This is a genomic window from Streptomyces sp. NPDC048462, from assembly GCF_043200175.1.
GTDB lineage: Bacteria > Actinomycetota > Actinomycetes > Streptomycetales > Streptomycetaceae > Streptomyces.
In genome coordinates this window covers 1-16,465 of record NZ_JBICXG010000034.1, presented here as the reverse complement: position 1 = coordinate 16,465, position 16,465 = coordinate 1, and the positions used below count along the sequence as shown (strand labels likewise).

Genomic DNA, 16,465 nt, shown 5'->3' with positions numbered 1-16,465 from the left:
GCGTCCGTTTCCCGCCGCCGCCGCCGCCGCGACGACATGCGGATGGCCCCCGTTCCGTTCGACCGGAACGGGGGCCATCCGCAGCACGGTCTCAGCGGCCGGGGTCAGGAACGGGGCTCCTGCGGCCGGCTGCCGCGCTCCGCGTTCCGCTCCTTGATCCGGACGGTCTCCTTGCGGACCTCGGCCTGGGTGGCGCGCTCCGTGCGCAGCCACTCGGGGTCGTCCTGCTTGAGCGCCTCGATCTGCTCCGTGGTGAGGGCGTCCGTGACGCCACCGCGCGCGAGACCGGAGATGGAGACGCCGAGCTTGGCGGCGACCACCGGCCGGGGGTGCGGGCCGTTGCTGCGCAGTTCCCGCAGCCACTCGGGCGGATCGGACTGCAGGGCCGCCAGCTCGGCGCGCGAGACGACACCCTCCTGGAACTCGGCGGGTGTGGCTTCGAGGTACACACCCAGTTTCTTCGCCGCGGTCGCGGGCTTCATGGTCTGGGTGGTCTGGTGCGACGTCATGGGGTCAAGAGTATCGAGCGTGTGCGCCACCGCTGACCACGACCGGTAACCTGGCGGGGTGACAGGCTCGGAAGCAACCCCCTCGTTCCGGCTCGCGTACGTCCCCGGGGTGACCCCCACCAAGTGGGTGCGGATCTGGAACGAGCGCCTGCCCGACATCCCCCTCGCCCTCGTATCGGTGCCGGCCGCCGAGGCCTCGGAGCTGCTGTCCGACGGCGGCGCCGACGCCGGGTTCGTACGGCTGCCGGTGGACCGGACGGAGCTCAGCGCGATCCCCCTCTACACCGAGGCGACCGTGGTGGTGATCCCCAAGGACCACGTGGTGGCGGCGGTCGAGGAGATCTCCGTCGAGGATCTGGCCGACGAGATCGTGCTGCATCCGCTGGACGACACCCTCGGCTGGGAGCGGCTGCCCGGCCGGCCCGCGATCGAGCGCCCGGCCACGACGGCCGACGCCGTCGAGCTGGTGGCGGCCGGGGTGGGCGTCCTCGCCGTCCCTCAGTCGCTCGCCCGCCTGCACCACCGCAAGGACCTGACGTACCGGCCGCTGTCGGGCGCGCCCGAGTCGCGCATCGCGCTGTCGTGGCCGGAGGACCGGACCACCGATCTGGTGGAGGACTTCATCGGGATCGTCCGGGGCCGGACGGTGAACAGCACCCGGGGCCGCGGTACGCCGCCCGCGGAGAAGCCGAAGCGCAAGGCTCCGGAGACCGGTGGTGCCCGGCGCAAGCCCGGGGCCGGCGCCGGGGCGGGGAAGGGCGCCCGGGGCGGTTCCGCCGGCGCGAAGGGGGCCAAGGGCGGCTCCCGGGGCGCGAAGGGTGCCGCGGGCGCCAAGCGCGGGAAGCCCCGCCGGCGGCCGTAGCGCCGCGATTGTCAGACCCGGCTGGCACGATCGGTGATCATGACGCCCACCGAACGCACGATGCCGCCCCTGAACGCCGACGAGCGCACCAACCTGGAGAGCTGGCTCGACTTCTACCGGGCCACCGTGGCACAGAAGTGCGAGGGCCTGGCCGACGAGCAGGTCCGGGAGACGTCCGTGGCGCCGTCGTCGCTGACGCTGCTGGGGCTTGTCCAGCACCTGACCGAGGTCGAGCGGAACTGGTTTCGCCGGGTATTCGCCACCGAGGACGCCCCGCCCACCCACCGCGCACCGGCCGGCTCCGGCGGTCACGACGGGGGCTTCGAGGTCGCCGCCGACGCCTCCTTCGCACAGACCCTCGCGGCCTGGCGGGACGAGGTCGCCCTGTCCCGTGCCAACTGCGCCGCGCGGGCCCTGGAGGACACCGTTGCCTTCATGGGCGGCGAGGTGAGCCTGCGGTGGATCTACACGCACATGATCGGTGAGTACGCCCGCCACAGCGGCCACGCCGACCTGCTCCGCGAACGGATCGACGGCAGTACCGGAGTGTGACGGCGAGCCTCCGGGGCCGGTCCGGGGCAGTTGTCGCGCGCGCCGTACGCGTGGACCACATGCGCCCGGCCCGTCACCCGTGAGCGGCCCCTTGCCGCGCCCGCCCGACGGGCCCGTGCGGCCGGATGTCAGGATGGTTCCATGACGAGCAAGGTTTTCTTCGACATCACCATCAACGACGAGCCCGCCGGGCGGATCGTCTTCAACCTGTACGACGACGTCGTCCCCAAGACCGCGGACAACTTCCGCCAGCTGGCGACCGGCGAGCACGGCTTCGGCTACAAGGGTTCGTCCTTCCACCGCGTCATCCCCGAGTTCATGCTCCAGGGCGGCGACTTCACCCGGGGCGACGGCACCGGCGGCAAGAGCATCTACGGCCCGAAGTTCCCCGACGAGAACTTCAAGCTGGCACACACCAAGCCCGGACAGCTCTCCATGGCGAACAGCGGCCCGAACTCCAACGGTTCGCAGTTCTTCATCACGACCATCGTGACCTCGTGGCTGGACGGCAAGCACGTGGTGTTCGGCGAGGTCGCCGACCAGGAGAGCATGGACCTGGTCACCAAGATCGAGGGCCTCGGCTCGCAGAGCGGCCGCACCAAGGCGAAGGTCACCATCGCCGACTCCGGGACCCTCTGATCCCGATCCGCTGACTGAACAGCTGACCGGACGCGCCGGCCGACGAACACCGTCGGCCGGCGCGTTCGTCATTTCCGGCGCCTCTCCGGGACCTCGACAGGGCACTGTCAACGGAAGGTTGACAGTGCCCTCACTGTCAACCTACGGTTGACACATGACGAAGCCAGTTGGTCCCACGACCCCGGTCCGCCTCGACGACCTCATCGCAGCCATCAAGAAAGTCCACCCCGACGCCCTGGACCAGCTCCAGGACGCAGTCATCGCCGCCGACCACCTCGGCGACGTGGCCGACCACCTGATCGGCCACTTCGTGGACCAGGCCCGGCGCTCCGGCGCCTCCTGGACGGAGATCGGCAAGAGCATGGGTGTCACCCGGCAGGCGGCGCAGAAGCGGTTCGTCGCCAAGAACCCCGGCGAGACGAACGACCTCGACCCCAGCCAGGGCTTCGGCCGCTTCACCGCGCGCGCCAAGAACGTCGTGATGGCCGCGCAGAACGAGGCGCGCGCCGCGGGCAACAGCGAGATCGGCACCGAGCACCTCGTGCTCGGACTGCTCAGCGAGCCGGAAGGGCTCGGAGCGGCGTTCCTCAAGGCGCAGGTGGTGACCCTGGACACGGTCCGCCAGGCCGCCACCGCCGCGCTCCCGGCCGCTTCCGGGGAGGAGCTGCCCGAACTCCTCCCCTACAACGCCGACGCCCGCAAGGCGCTGGAGCTCACCTTCCGCGAGGCGCTGCGGCTGGGGCACAACTACATCGGGACGGAGCACATCCTGCTGGCCCTGCTGGAGCACGAGGACGGCGCCGGGCTGCTGACCGGCCTCGGTGTCGACAAGGCGACCACGGAGACGGCCATCACCGAGGCGCTCGCGCTCATCGTCGCCGCACAGGACGAGAGCTGACCGGCCGGGACCGAGCGGCCGGCCGGGACGGCGCGCCGCGTACCGGCCGTGCGGCGGAACGGACCGCTCCGCCGCACGTGTCGCGGCCCCTGGCCCCTCGGCTCCATCTACGTTCTCGAATTGGACACAGGGGAACGCGGCGCGTCGCACACCTCAGACGCGGCGCGCCCCGGCTGAACGGCCCGTCCCTTCCTCCGGGAGAACGCATGGCCCCGCCCAGCAGCAGCACGTACGCGGCACCGGCGAAACCGCGCGGGGGGTGGCTGCTCCGGCTCGGCGAATGGTGTGCCCGCCACTTCGTCGTGGTGATCATCGCCTGGCTGGTCGCCCTCGGCGGCCTGCACGCCCTCCAGAGCGCGTTCGGAGGAACGTACTCCGACGACTTCAACCTGCCCGGCACCCAGTCGAACACCGGCGCCGAGCTGCTGAGGGCGCACGACCCCGCCGCGGGCGGCACCGGCGCCCAGGTGGTCCTGCACGACGCGGACAAACCCCTGACCGACGTGAGCGGCCAGGTCGGCCAGGTGGTGGGCAACCTCCAGAAACTGCCGCATGTACTGTCCGCCCAGAACCCGCTGCCGTCCTCGTCCTCCCCGACGTCGACGTCACTGTCCAAGGACGGGAGGACCGGGTACATCACCGTGCGGTTCGACGTGAACCCGACCTCACTGGGCACCGGCTATCTCCACCAGGTCGACACGGCGGTCGAACCGCTGCGCACCGCCGGGGTAGACGTCGAGTACGGCGGGCCGCTGGGCGAGCTCGCCAGGCCCGAGACCAAGGACCTGACCAGCGAGGCCATCGGCTTCGCCGTCGCCGTGGTCGTACTGCTCATCGGGTTCGGCAGCGTCATCGCCGCCGGTGTCCCGCTGGTGACCGCGCTGATCGGCGTGATCGTCGGGCTGAGCGTCCTGTCGCTGGTGGCTGCGGCCACCACGTTCGCGAGCGTCTCCCCCACGCTCGCCACGATGATCGGGCTGGGCGTCGGCATCGACTACGCCCTGTTCCTGATCACCCGCCACCGCCAGCTCGTCATGGACGGCGGCGACCCGGTCCGGGCCGCCGGCCGGGCCGTGGCCACCAGCGGGCGGGCCGTGCTGGTCTCCGGCTGCACCGTCATCGTCGCGCTGGCCGGGCTGTACGTGTCCCGGGTGAGCTTCATCGGCAAGCTGGGGGCGGCCGCCGCGGTCACCGTCGTCACCGCGGTCATCGGCGCGATCACCCTGGTCCCCGCCCTGCTGGGCCTCATCGGCCGGCGGATCGACCGCTACCGGGTCCGGCCGCCGGTCGCGGAGGGCGGGGCCGTGCCCGGCACCGCCTCGCAGGGCGGCTGGCACCGCTACGCCCGGCGGGTGGAGCGGCGGCCCTGGTGGTTCCTGCTCGCGGGGCTCGTCGTGGTGGGGGTCCTGGCGATCCCGCTGTTCTCCATCCGCCTCGGGCACATCGACGACGGAGCCGATCCGTCGAACTTCACCGACCGGCGCGCGTTCGACCTGATCTCCACCGGTTTCGGGCCGGGCGCCAACGGGCCCTTCACCCTGGTCGTCGATCAGCGGGCGGTGCCCGCCGACGACCGCTCGGCGCTGGCGAGCAGTCTCCAGAAGGCCCTCACCGACGTCCCCGGCGCGGCCAGCGTGAGCCCGCTCGGCGCGACGTCGGACGGCGATCTCCTCGTCGGCACCGCCGTCTCGGCGCAGGCCCCCCAGGACGCGGGCACGACCACCCTGTTCAACCGCCTCAAGGACGACGTGCTGCCGGAGGGGGTGTCCGGCACGAAGGCCTCCGCCTACGTGACCGGTACGACCGCCGCCCAGGAGGACTTCCTCGACATCATCGTCAGCCGGCTTCCGCTGATCATCGCCGTGGTGGTCGCGCTGGCCTTCGTCATCATCCTGATCGTGTTCCGCGGCGTGCTGGTCGCGCTGAAGGCGGCCATCCTCAACCTGCTGTCGATCGCCGCCTCCTACGGGGTGGTGGTGGCGGTCTTCCAGTGGGGCTGGGGCGGGCCGTCGCTGGGCGTCTCAGGGACCGTACCCATCGAGAGCTATGTGCCGATGATGATGTTCGCGATCGTCTTCGGCCTGAGCATGGACTACGAGGTGTTCCTGATCACCCGGGTGCACGAGGCCTGGCTGCGCACCGGGGACAGCAAGGACGCGGTGGCGCACGGGCTGGAGATCACCGCCCGGGTGATCACCTGTGCCGCACTGATCATGGTCAGCGTGTTCGCCGCCTTCATCCTCAGCGACACCGTCGTGATCAAGATGCTCGGCCTCGGGCTGGCGGTCAGCGTGCTCATCGACGCAACGATCGTCCGGCTGCTGCTGGTCCCCGCCGTGATGACGCTGCTGGGACGGGGCGCCTGGTGGATTCCCGGATGGCTGGACCGGGTGCTCCCGCACATCGACACCGAGGGCGAGTCCGTCCCGCCGCTGACGTCGCCGTGACGGGACCGGACCCTCAACCGCTCACAGCGACGCGTAGACGGCGTCGATCAGCGCCCTCTTGCGCGGATCGTCGGCGATGAGCGGGCCCATCCGGTTCATGACGTACCCCAGGGCGATCCCGGCCTCCGGGTCGGCCAGTCCGCAGGAGCCGCCCGCGCCGTCATGGCCGAAGGCCCGCGGGTTGGGGCCGTACGAGCCGTTGGGGCCGCTCAGCCAAGGCCCCAGCGCGATCTCCGTCTCGTGGTCGAAGCCCGCGCCCAGCACCAGGTCGCGGCAGCTCCCCTGACCCTCGCGGACCCGTTCGGCGGCCTTCTGTGAGAGGACGGGCCGGCCGTCGGGGCCGCTGCCGCCCGCGAGGAGGGCGTACAGCGCGGCGACCGCGCGGGCCGTGCCGTGGCCGTTGGCCGCGGGGATCTCGGCCGCCCGCCACGCGGGGGTGTTGGCGGCGGCCGCGCCGCTGGGCGGGTTGAGCAGCGAGGCGACGGCGACCGGCTCCATCCGGGCGAAGACTGCCGCCCGCCGGGCGCGGTCCGGCTTCGGGGCGACGAGTTCGGCGGCGCGCCCCGCATCGCCGCCGGGGAGGCCGATGGTGAAGTCGATGCCGAGCGGGCCGGTCACCTCCCGCCGGAGGAACTCCCCCGGCAGCAGCCCGCTGACCCGCCGGACCACCTCACCGACCAGGAAGCCGTAGGTGAGCGCGTGGTAGCCGGACCGGGTGCCGGGCTCCCACCACGGTTCGGTCGCCGCCAGCCGGGCGCAGGTCAGCTCCCAGTCGTAGAGCTCGTCCAGGGTGTGGGGTTCGCGGAGCCCGGCCAGGCCCGCGCGGTGGGAGAGCAGATGCCGGACGAGCACGCCCTCCTTGCCCGCCGCGGCGAACTCGGGCCAGTACGCGGCGACCGGGGCGTCGAGGTCCAGCAGGCCTCGGTCGGCGAGGATGTGGGCGCAGAGCGCGGTCGGCCCCTTGCCGGTCGACCAGACGTTGACGAGGGTCTCCCGCTCCCAGGCCCGGGTGCGGGCGCCGTCCGCCCAGCCGCCCCAGAGGTCGGCCACCGGCCGCCCGTCGACCAGGACGGTGACCGCGGCCCCGAGTTCGTCGCGCTCGCGGAAGTTCGCCTCGAAGGCGGCGCGCACCGCGAGGAAGCGCTCGTCGCAGTGACCGTGGACCGCCGGCACATGGCCTCCCTCGCTCGGGCGCGACCGGTCGGGCCCGGTCACCGGCCAACGTACCGACTGGTCGGACCGGCGGGAAGACGTGGTGCGCCCCGATCCCGCCCCGGCCCGACGCCGTCAGCGCGCCCCGGTCTCCAGGCACAGGCTCCAGCGGCGGGGCAGACCGGTCAGGGTGACGGTGGAGAGCGGGCGGACGTCGACGTTCCAGTACGTCGAGGGCGGTGCCCGCAGCGCGTAGACCAGGGCGGCCCGGACGACGGCGGGTTCGGCGACGGCGACGATCAGCCCGTCGCAGGCGGGCCGGGTGTCCAGCCAGCCACCTATCCGGGAGATGAACGCGAGCAGCGTCTCACCGCCGTGCGGCGCGGACCTGGGGTCGGCGAGCCAGGCGTCCACGGCCGCGGGCTCGCGCGCGGTGACATCGGCGAGGGTGAGGCCGCGCCACCGGCCCATGTCGCAGTCGCGCAGGGCGGGCTGGACCATCGGGGCGAAGCCGAGCGCCTGGCCGGTGGCACGGCTGCGGGCGGTCGGTGAGCAGTAGCGCAGCTCGGCCGCCCCGAGGTGCAGCAGGGCGGGGGCGGCGAACTGGACCTCGTGCCAGCCGGTCTCGTCGAGCGGCCGGTCGTCGTCGAAGCGCTCGCCGAGCAGGGAGGAGTTGCGCGCCGCGGCGACGAGTGAGACTCGAACACTCATGGCCGCGATCGTGGAGCCGTTCGCCCCGCAGGTCAAGAGCGCGGCCGCAAGCGCTTCCGGATCAGCCGAGCTTGAGGGACATCCACTTGTCCGGGCTGTCGAGCGGCTTGAAACCGACCTTCTCGTAGACGCCGTGGGCGTCCTCCGTGGCGAGCACGACCCTGCGGACACCTGCCTCGGCGAGGCGGTCGCGCGCCGCGGCGACGAGGCTCGCGCCGAGTCCGTGGCCGCGGGCTGCGCGGTCGACGTACACATCGCAGAGCCAGCCGAAGGTGGCGTAGTCGGTCACCACCCTTGCGTAGCCCACCTGTTCGCCGGACGCGAGGTCGTACGCGCCGAATCCGAGGGAGCCCGCGATGGCCAGATCCTGGCGCTCCCGGGTCCGCCCGAGCGCCCAATAGGCGTCGGTGGAGAGCCAGTTGTGAATCCTGGCCGCATCCAGCCGGGACGGGTCGGACGAGATCTCGTAACGCTGCTGGGGAGTTTCCGTCATGCCCCGAGCGTAGCCACCGGCCCGTCGAGGGCACCTTCCCAGGCCGTGCGCAGGCGTCGTACGCCCTCCGCGATGCCGGCCGTCCCGGCGACCGCCGCGTAGCTCAGCCGGACGTGGGGGGCCGGGGGTTCGGCGCAGAAGTAGGGCCGTCCCGGCGCGATGGCGACACCGGCGCGCAGGGCCGCGGAGACCATGGCGGACTCGTCGGCGCCGGGCCCACTGCCGGGCAGGCCCACCCAGAGGCTGCCGCCGCCCGCCGGGACGTGCGGGAGCGCGAGAGCGGGCAGCTCCTGGCGCAGCGCCGCCGTCATCGCGGTGCGGCGGGCCGACAACTCGGCCGCCAGGGAGCGCAGATGGCGGCTCCAGGCCGGTGTTCCGACGAGTTCGAGCGCGGCCTCCTGGAGCGGCCGGGGGACGAAGAAGCTGTCGACGACCTGGATGGCACGCAGTCGTTCGAGTACCGGGCCGCGCGCGGCGAGGGCGCCCACCCTGAGGCTGGGCGACGTCACCTTGGTGAGGGAGCAGACGTGCACGACGACTCCGTCGGGGTCGTCGGCGGCCAGCGGTGGCGGCAGCGGTCCGGCGTCGTCGTGGACGAGCCGGCGGGCGAAGTCGTCCTCGATGACGAACGCCCCCGCCCCCCTGGCGATCCGGATGATCTCGGAGCGCCGGGCCGGGGCGAGGACGGCGCCGGTCGGGTTCTGGAACAGCGGCTGGCAGACGAGGACCCGGGCGCCGGTGGCCCGGAAGGCGGCGGCGAGCAGCTCGGGGCGTACGCCGTCGGTGTCGGCCGGGACCGGCACGGGCCGCAGCCCGCTGGCCCGCGCCACCGCCAGCATGCCCGGGTAGGTGGGCGATTCCACGAGCACCGGGGCGCCGGGGCTGCCGAGCGCGCGCAACGCGGTGGCCAGGGCGCTCTGGCCACCGGCGGTGATCAGCACGTCCGCGGCGGTGAGCGCGGGCCCGATCTCGCGGGCGAACCAGGCGCGCAGCCCGGTCAGCCCCTCGGTGGGCGGCCGGCCCCAGGCGCCCTCGCGCCGGCCGGCCCGCGCCAGGGCGGCGGCGAGGGCGCGCTCGGGCTGGAGCGAGCTGTGGAGATAGCCGCCGTTGAACTCGATGACGCCGGCGGCCGGGGCAGCCAGGGTGGCCAGGACGCCCGAGGCGTCGACGCTGCGGGGTACGACCTCGGGGCCGCCGTCGCCGCTGAGGGACACCTCCTGCCACGAGGTGTCCCCGGGCGCCGGCGCGGCACTCCGGGGCTGCGCCCGGAACGCGCCGGAGCCGGGGCGGGTGACGACGAGCCCTTCCGCGGCGAGCTGCGCGATGGCCCGCGAGACCGTCACGGGGCTCGCGCGGAAGCGCTTCACCAGGGCGCGGCTCGACGGCAGCTTCTCACCGGGCGAGTAGCGGTTCAGTTCGCTACGGAGAGAACCCGCTAGATCAGCCACACTGCTACGCTCATGCATGAAAGCAGAGGATAGCGCTACTCCCACCAGCACGATAGCGGTCGGCCCCACGGTGGGCGACGCGGACGGCACGGCTCGCACGGCCCGCGCACCAAAATCGCCGGGCGGTGAGCCCGGCAGCCGGCGTACGGGGCCGAACGGCACGCTGCTCGCCGGGCTCGGGGTGCTCGCCTTCTCGCTGACCTTCCCCTCCACCGCGTGGGGTCTGGAGAGCTTCGGCCCGTGGTCCCTGGTGGCGCTGCGCAGCCTGCTGGCCGCCGTGATCGCGGGCGGCGTGCTCCTGACGGCCCGGGTACGGGTGCCGGAGCGGCGGCACTGGGCCGGGCTCGCCGTCGTCGCGGGCGGGGTGGTGGTGGGGTTCCCGCTGCTGACCACCCTGGCGCTGCAGACCTCGACGACCTCGCACGCGGCCGTGGTGGTGGGGCTGCTGCCGCTGACCACGGCGGTGTTCTCCTCGCTGCGGACCGGCTCGCGGCCCTCCCGTACGTTCTGGGCCGCGGCGGTCACCGGCGCCGGTGTGGTGATCGCCTTCACCGTGCTGCAGAGCGGCGGCACCCTCTCGGCCGGAGACCTCTTCCTGTTCGGCGCCCTGCTGGTGTGCGCGGCCGGGTACACGGAAGGGGGCAGGCTGGCGAAGGTCATGCCGGGCTGGCAGGTGATCGGCTGGGCGCTGATCCTCACCCTGCCGCTCGCCGTGGCCGGCACAGCGCTCGCACTGCCGTACGAGCCGGTGCGGCTGACCGCGCACGGGGTGATCGGTGTGGTCTGGGTCGCGGCGTGCTCGACCTTCCTCGGGCTGTACGTCTGGTACCGGGGCATGGCGGAGATCGGGGTGGCGCGGGCCAGCCAGTTGCAGCTCGCGCAGCCGCTGCTGACGCTGGTCTGGTCGTACCTGCTGCTCGGCGAGGAGGTGTCGGCGGCCGCACCGGTGGCGGCGGTCGCGGTGCTCCTCTGCATCGCGGCCACCCAGCGCACGGGCGGCACCGGGCGCGGCAGGTGACCGCACCGGGCGGACCCGGCCGTCCGGCCGACCGGACATAGACTTGTCGACATGAACCGCCACCCGTGAGGAGGTCACTCCCGATGGAGGCACACACGGGCGACCGGCTGGTGACGCACGGCAGGACCGTGGGGCAGCAGGACCGGGTCGCAGAGATCGTCGAGGTGCTCGGGGACGGGGGCACTCCCCCGTACCGCGTCCGCTTCGACGACGGACATGAACATCTCCTGGCCCCGGGCCCCGACAGCGTCGTCCGGCACGACGAAGCCCCCCGGGCGCCGGGACCGTAGGGTACCCGGCCCGGTCAGCCGGGCGGGCGCACCCGCGAGCGGTAGTGGTCGGCCACCACCCGCTCCATCGCACCGATCCGGTCCGCGACCACAGCCCTCCCCGAGAAGTAGGCGTGGCCGCGGACCTGGTCGTACTTCGCGGCGAGGTCGATGTGCCGGGACAGCTCCGCCGGGTCCTGCCAGGCCTTCGGCTGGGCCGGATCGCCCGCCTTGTAGAGCGCCTCACCGATGAAGAGGTCGACGCCCGTACCCCGTACCACCTCGTTCCACCAGGGCACCAGCACGGCGTAGTCGGCGGCGGTGAGGCCGATGTTCCAGTAGAGCTGCGGGCAGATGTAGTCGATCCAGCCCTTCTTGATCCAGCCGCGGGTGTCGGCGTACAGATCGTCGTAGGTCTGCACCCCCGCCGCGCTCTTCGAGCCGAGCGGGTCGGTCGAGGCGTTGCGCCACACCCCGAAGGGGCTGATGCCGAACCGGACGCCCGGCCTGACCGTCTTGATCCGCCGGGCGGTCTCCTGCACGAGCTTGTCGGTGTTGGAGCGCCGCCAGGCCGCCTTGTTCGCGAAGCCCGCACCGTACTTCTTGTACGCGGCGTCGTCCGCGAAGGACTGCCCGGCCACCGGGTAGGGGTAGAAGTAGTCGTCCCAGTGGACGGCGTCGATCTCGTAGCGGCGGACCGCGTCCAGCATCGCGTCCTGGACGAAGCTGCGGACCTCGGGCAGGCCCGGGTTGTAGTAGAGCTTCCCGCCGTACGGCAGCGCCCAGTCGGGGTGCACCCTGGCGGGGTGGGTGGCGGCCAGCCGGGAGCGGTCGGTGTGGTTGGCGACCCGGTACGGGTTGAACCAGGCGTGCAGCTCCAGGCCGCGGCTGTGCGCCTCCCGCACCGCGGTCCCCAGCGGGTCCCAGCCGGGGTCCTTGCCCTGGACGCCGGTGAGGCACTTGGCCCACGGCTCGTACGCCGAGGGCCACAGCGCGTCGGCGGACGGGCGGACCTGGAGGATCACGGCGTTCAGCCGGCGGTCAACTGCCTCGTCGAGGTAGGCCGTCAGCTCGGCCTCCTGCGCGGCGGCGGACAACCCCGGTTTCGAGGGCCAGTCGAGGTTGTCGACCGTCCCCACCCACATGCCCCGCAGCTCACGCCGCAGCGCGTCGCGGGGCGCTCCCGCCCCCTCCGCGCCCCCTTCGCCCGGCGGGTCCGAGGCCGCCTCGGCGGCCACCGTGCCCGAGGCCACCACCGCTGCCGCCGCCGCTCCGGCCGCACCGGCCACAAAGCTCCTTCTGGCGATTTGCCGCATTTCTTCGCACCTGCCGTCTCTCTGTCCTCGTCCGGCCCCCGGAAACACCGGCCGGGGCTGCGCGTGCACGCCCCGGCCTGCGATCCCGTGCGGGGCGCGGAGTAACGTCGTGGGGTCGAGGCGGAGCCCGGAACCGAACGGATGCCGCCGCACGGAGAACAGTGAAAGGCACGAGGTGACGGACTCTATGGCGGACATCGCACGCGTCGGAGTGGTCGGCTGCGGCCAGATGGGCGCAGGCATCGCGGAGGTGTGTGCCCGCAGCGGCCTCGATGTCAGAGTGGCCGAGACCACCGGCGAGGCGCTGGAGATCGGTCGCACCCGGCTCTACAACTCCCTCTCGAAGGCCGCCGAGCGCGGAAAGATCACCGAGGAGGAGCGCGACGAGACCCTCGGCCGCCTCAGCTTCACCACCGACCTCGGTGAGTTCGCGGACCGCGATCTCGTCATCGAGGCCGTCGTGGAGAACGAGCAGGTCAAGACCGAGATCTTCCAGGTGCTGGACCAGGTGGTGACCCGGCAGGACGCGATCCTGGCCTCCAACACCTCCTCGATCCCGCTGGTGAAGCTGGCCGTGGCGACCTCGCGCCCCGACCGGGTCATCGGCATCCACTTCTTCAACCCGGCCCCGGTGCAGAAGCTCGTCGAGCTGATCCCCGCGCTGACCACGTCGGACGAGACGGTCAAGCGCGCCGAGGCCGTGGTGCAGGACATACTCGGCAAGCACCCGATCCGCGCCCAGGACCGGTCCGGCTTCGTCGTCAACGCGCTGCTGATTCCGTACCTCCTCTCCGCGATCCGGATGTTCGAGTCGGGCATCGCCAGCCGCGAGGACATCGACAACGGCATGGAGATGGGCTGCGCCCACCCGATGGGCCCGCTCAAGCTCGCCGACCTGATCGGCCTGGACACCGTGGCCTCGGTCGCCGACTCGATGTACGCCGAGTACAAGGAGCCGCTGTACGCCGCTCCCCCGCTGCTCCAGCGGATGGTCGACGCGGGCCGGCTCGGCCGGAAGACGGGGTCGGGCTTCTACCCGTACTGACCGTCCTGCCGACGGGCCCGGCGGCATCAGCGCCGGGCCTGTCGGGGGGCGGCAGCAGTGTGCGGGCCGTCCGAGGACCGGCCGACGGTCAGTCCGTCGCCTTCCCCCTGGCCATCCAGGCCAGGCCGGCCACGGCGAGGCACCCGAATGCGGCCGGGATGACGAACGGGTGGGGCAGCCCGATGGCGGCCGATCCGATGCCTCCGGCGACGCCGCCCAGGGCGGATGCCAGAGCGGTGGAGCTGAGGAAGATCGCGCAAGCCGTGGCGACGGCTGTCGGGAGGAGGCGCTGAGCCACGGTGATACCGAGGGCGGCGAAGACCCCCCATACGCCGCCCATGAGGATCTGGCCGGCGAACAGGCCGGCGGCGGTCCCGGTGGTGGCGAAGCAGATGTTGGCGGCGACACCCAGGGCCGCGGCGACGGCCATCAGCCGCATCATCCCGGTCCGGCGGGCGAGGACCACGGCCAGTGGCATCAGGATGATCTCGACGAGCGGCTGGATCCCGACGTCGACCTGGACACACCGCCGCGAGCGCGACGTCATTGATCGTGGGTCTGAACCCGGTCATCGCTGTCCACACCCTCCACTGCCGTGCGTGCGATTCGTCGCAACAGTCCGGACCATAGGCCTGGGAGCGCTCTCAGGCCTAACGCCGCACATGCGGCCCGCCCGCACCGGTGCGGGCGGGGTTCAGCCCAGCCGTAAGTGGTGCAGCATCATCAGCCCGGCCGCCATACCGGCGGCCGGCACCTCACCGCGGGCGATCATGTCGGGCACCAGCTTGAGCGGTATCCACTCGCGTCGCGAGGACTCGAAGGCGTCGCAGGGCTCGCCGGTCCACTCGGCTCGCTCGCCCCAGTAGAAGTGGTGCCGGGCGTCGGTGAGCCCGTTGGACGGCTCCACGGTCAGCAGCGGGCGCAGCGGCCCGGGGCGCCAGCCGGTCTCCTCCTCCATCTCCCGGGCGGCGGCCTCGGCGATCTGCTCACCGTCCTCGACGACTCCTGCGGCGAGTTCCCAGCCCCAGCTGTCGGTGATGAACCGGTGCCGCCAGAGCAGCAGCACCTCGTTCGCCGCGTTGACGACGGTGGCCGCGGCGACGGGGCGGAGCCGGATGACGTAGTGGTCGAGGTGGTCGCCGTCCGGGAGGACGACATCAGCCAGATTGACCCGGAACCAACGGTTCTCATACACAGTTTGTTCGTTCAAGTTCGTCCACTGCACAGTTCTGCCACCTTCTGACTAGTAGGTGGCCATATCGCAGCAGACCCGCGCTCACAGCGGTACGCGCAGCGAACCGTCGATGAGCTCCGCGGCCCGTTCCGCCTCGGTGCTGCCGCTCGCGACCAGGCACTCGCGCACCGACCGCAGCCGGTCGCGCAGCCGCTGCGACTCCATCCCCCTGGCCCGTTCCGCCATCTCGGCCGCCGTGACCGCCGCCCGGTCGGCCTCGCCCTGCCGCAGCTCGATCGTGGTCAGCATGGCGAGGCGGTGCACCCTTCCCCGGTCGTGCGCGGGCGTACGCACCGCGGCCACCGCGTGCTCCCTGGCTGACGACAGATCCCCGAGGCTCAGCAGTGCCTCCGCCACCTGGACGTTGACCAGGCCCGGCTGGACGTACCCCGTCTCGTCCGGCTCCTGGCCCGGCCGGATGCGCTCGGCCTCCGACTCGGCGCACCGGATGGACCTCAGGGCGTTGCCGCCGTCGCCGAGATGCGCGTACGCCTTGGCCTGCATCGCGTGCAGGTCGGCGGCGAGCGCGGGGGTGATGTCGCGTCCGGCGGCCCGCAGCGCCGCCTCGGCGAAGGCGACGGACTGCCGGTAGTCGGCCAGGAACAGCGACTGGTTGACCAGCAGCGCGATCACGTATCCGCCGAGCCCCCGGTCCCCGCTCGCCTTGGCCAGCCGCAGTGCCTGGTGGAAGTAGCGCTGGGCGAGCCCGTGCGCGTCCGAGTCGTAGGCGCAGATGCCCGCGACGGCGACCAGCCCGCCCGTGGCCCGGTGCAGCTGACGTCCCATCGCGTCGCTGTAGCCCCCGCGCAGCAGCGGGGCGGTCTCGGCGTTGAGGAAGCCGACGATGCGCGAGCGCGTCGCGATGCCGCCCGCCCTGCGGTACATCAGTTCGTAGTGGGCCCGGGCGGCGCGCAGTGTCGCTATGTCGGCCATGCTGACCCGGGTCGGCCCGGTACGGGACACGTCCGCGTCCTCCGGCGGGTTCTCCCACTCCCACACGGGCATCACCGCGATCGTCCCGGTGACGGCGGGGGCGGCGACGACGTGCGGGCGCTGCTGTTCGTCGGAGCGCCACAGCGCGGTGGCCCGTTCGACGAATCCGGTGAGCGAACAGCCCTGCGCGGGAGGGCTGCCGCTGTGGCCCGCCATGCCGATGTCGTCGAGGGAGAGCGCCCTGCTCAGCCGGGTGCCGAGCACTTCGCAGATCAGGTCGGGCACCTGGCCGCGCGGGCGCTGGCCCTTCAGCCAGCGGGCGACGGCGGTGTGTTCGTACCGCAGGGACAGGCCCCGGTCCCGGCCGGCCCGGTTGACGTGCGCGGCGAGCCCGGCCCGGGAGACACCCGCCTCGTCGATCAGAGCCTCTAGCAGAGTGTTGGGCTCCATTGCCCCCATTGCCCCCTCCGGTGGGTCGGCACGCCAGGACGTGTCGCCCCAGTGGAGCACGATTCACACGGGGTGTGAACGGAATGCCCGAACCGTCCCGCTGCGCACTCTGTTGCGGCGGTCGGTGAATGGCTTGACTGGATCCCTCGCAAGAGGCGGCCGGGTCGTCTGCTCCCCCTCGTACAGCATGACGACCCGCACCCGCGCCGTCCGCTCTGCCGACCTGCCCGACACTCCGCGGCAGTGCGGACGGCGCCGGATCGCACGACCCACTGCCCACTGATCGGAGGGTGGCTGCGGGGTCGGCCGGGCGCCGGGTTCCCCCGGACCCGGTCAGGGCCCGCGTGCGGTCCCCCGCCTCCGGGCGAGCACACAGGAGGGGCGTGTCCGGTGGCCGGATGCTGTTGGCGAATGCCCCTTCGTTCCGCCCCATCGGATTTATCCGGTGGGGCGGAGTGCTGCGAAGTGTGAGGTGCGTGTTGGGGCGAG

At 72.6% G+C, this 16,465-nt stretch carries 17 protein-coding genes; 8 read left to right on the top strand and 9 right to left on the bottom strand.

Annotation, left to right across the window (positions count from 1 at the left end):
- Positions 1-104: 104 nt before the first annotated feature.
- The gene (locus ACGFU6_RS34675; protein ID WP_393616553.1) at positions 105-509 is read right to left on the bottom strand and encodes a DUF5997 family protein; all 405 of its coding nucleotides are present in this window, start codon (positions 507-509) and stop codon (positions 105-107) included.
- A 58-nt stretch (positions 510-567) separates the two neighbouring features.
- Between ACGFU6_RS34675 and ACGFU6_RS34670 the strand changes: the two genes are divergently transcribed.
- From ACGFU6_RS34670 to ACGFU6_RS34650, 5 genes are all read left to right on the top strand, one after another.
- A complete protein-coding gene (locus ACGFU6_RS34670; protein WP_393616552.1) occupies positions 568-1,371 on the top strand; it encodes a LysR family substrate-binding domain-containing protein in 804 nt (267 codons plus the stop codon).
- A gap of 39 nt (positions 1,372-1,410) precedes the next feature.
- Complete coding sequence (locus ACGFU6_RS34665) at positions 1,411-1,923, top strand: DinB family protein (RefSeq protein ID WP_393616551.1); 513 nt, start codon at positions 1,411-1,413, stop codon at positions 1,921-1,923.
- Positions 1,924-2,064: 141 nt separating this feature from the next.
- On the top strand, positions 2,065-2,562 hold the full coding sequence (locus ACGFU6_RS34660) for a peptidylprolyl isomerase (protein WP_393616550.1): 498 nt from the start codon (positions 2,065-2,067) through the stop codon (positions 2,560-2,562).
- A 154-nt stretch (positions 2,563-2,716) separates the two neighbouring features.
- Complete coding sequence (locus ACGFU6_RS34655; protein ID WP_393616549.1) at positions 2,717-3,460, top strand: Clp protease N-terminal domain-containing protein; 744 nt, start codon at positions 2,717-2,719, stop codon at positions 3,458-3,460.
- Between the two features lie 206 nt (positions 3,461-3,666).
- Positions 3,667-5,907 carry an MMPL family transporter gene (locus ACGFU6_RS34650; RefSeq protein WP_393616548.1) on the top strand — a complete coding sequence of 747 codons (2,241 nt, stop codon included), beginning with the start codon at positions 3,667-3,669 and terminating at the stop codon, positions 5,905-5,907.
- Positions 5,908-5,928: 21 nt separating this feature from the next.
- Here ACGFU6_RS34650 and ACGFU6_RS34645 read toward each other — a convergent pair whose 3' ends face one another.
- The 4 genes from ACGFU6_RS34645 to ACGFU6_RS34630 all read right to left on the bottom strand — a co-directional run bounded on the left by ACGFU6_RS34645 (position 5,929) and on the right by ACGFU6_RS34630 (position 9,729).
- Entirely contained in the window at positions 5,929-7,080 is a 1,152-nt protein-coding gene (locus ACGFU6_RS34645) for a serine hydrolase domain-containing protein (protein WP_393616547.1), read from the bottom strand.
- Positions 7,081-7,194: 114 nt separating this feature from the next.
- On the bottom strand, positions 7,195-7,770 hold the full coding sequence (locus ACGFU6_RS34640; RefSeq protein ID WP_393616546.1) for a histidine phosphatase family protein: 576 nt from the start codon (positions 7,768-7,770) through the stop codon (positions 7,195-7,197).
- 61 nt (positions 7,771-7,831) lie between these two features.
- Complete coding sequence (locus ACGFU6_RS34635; RefSeq protein WP_393616545.1) at positions 7,832-8,263, bottom strand: GNAT family N-acetyltransferase; 432 nt, start codon at positions 8,261-8,263, stop codon at positions 7,832-7,834.
- A complete protein-coding gene (locus ACGFU6_RS34630; RefSeq protein WP_393616544.1) occupies positions 8,260-9,729 on the bottom strand; it encodes a PLP-dependent aminotransferase family protein in 1,470 nt (489 codons plus the stop codon). The genes ACGFU6_RS34635 and ACGFU6_RS34630 overlap by 4 nt, the downstream gene beginning before the upstream one ends.
- On the opposite strand from ACGFU6_RS34630, the gene ACGFU6_RS34625 reads away from it, so the two are divergent.
- On the top strand, positions 9,728-10,729 hold the full coding sequence (locus tag ACGFU6_RS34625; RefSeq protein ID WP_393616543.1) for a DMT family transporter: 1,002 nt from the start codon (positions 9,728-9,730) through the stop codon (positions 10,727-10,729). The two genes, ACGFU6_RS34630 and ACGFU6_RS34625, sit on opposite strands and share 2 nt — an antisense overlap.
- 83 nt (positions 10,730-10,812) lie before the next feature.
- Positions 10,813-11,019, top strand: a complete 207-nt coding sequence (locus ACGFU6_RS34620) for a DUF1918 domain-containing protein (protein WP_393616542.1) — start codon at positions 10,813-10,815, stop codon at positions 11,017-11,019.
- 14 nt (positions 11,020-11,033) lie between these two features.
- Here ACGFU6_RS34620 and ACGFU6_RS34615 read toward each other — a convergent pair whose 3' ends face one another.
- A complete protein-coding gene (locus tag ACGFU6_RS34615; protein WP_393616541.1) occupies positions 11,034-12,314 on the bottom strand; it encodes a glycoside hydrolase family 10 protein in 1,281 nt (426 codons plus the stop codon).
- A gap of 187 nt (positions 12,315-12,501) precedes the next feature.
- Between ACGFU6_RS34615 and ACGFU6_RS34610 the strand changes: the two genes are divergently transcribed.
- The gene (locus tag ACGFU6_RS34610) at positions 12,502-13,359 is read left to right on the top strand and encodes a 3-hydroxybutyryl-CoA dehydrogenase (RefSeq protein WP_123528218.1); all 858 of its coding nucleotides are present in this window, start codon (positions 12,502-12,504) and stop codon (positions 13,357-13,359) included.
- An 88-nt stretch (positions 13,360-13,447) separates the two neighbouring features.
- On the opposite strand, the gene ACGFU6_RS34605 is transcribed toward ACGFU6_RS34610, so the two are convergent.
- From ACGFU6_RS34605 to ACGFU6_RS34595, 3 genes are all read right to left on the bottom strand, one after another.
- Positions 13,448-13,906 carry a hypothetical protein gene (locus tag ACGFU6_RS34605; RefSeq protein ID WP_393616540.1) on the bottom strand — a complete coding sequence of 153 codons (459 nt, stop codon included), beginning with the start codon at positions 13,904-13,906 and terminating at the stop codon, positions 13,448-13,450.
- Between the two features lie 147 nt (positions 13,907-14,053).
- A complete protein-coding gene (locus ACGFU6_RS34600) occupies positions 14,054-14,584 on the bottom strand; it encodes an NUDIX domain-containing protein (RefSeq protein ID WP_393616539.1) in 531 nt (176 codons plus the stop codon).
- Positions 14,585-14,635: 51 nt separating this feature from the next.
- On the bottom strand, positions 14,636-15,976 hold the full coding sequence (locus ACGFU6_RS34595; protein ID WP_393616538.1) for a transcriptional regulator: 1,341 nt from the start codon (positions 15,974-15,976) through the stop codon (positions 14,636-14,638).
- Positions 15,977-16,465: the final 489 nt, after the last annotated feature.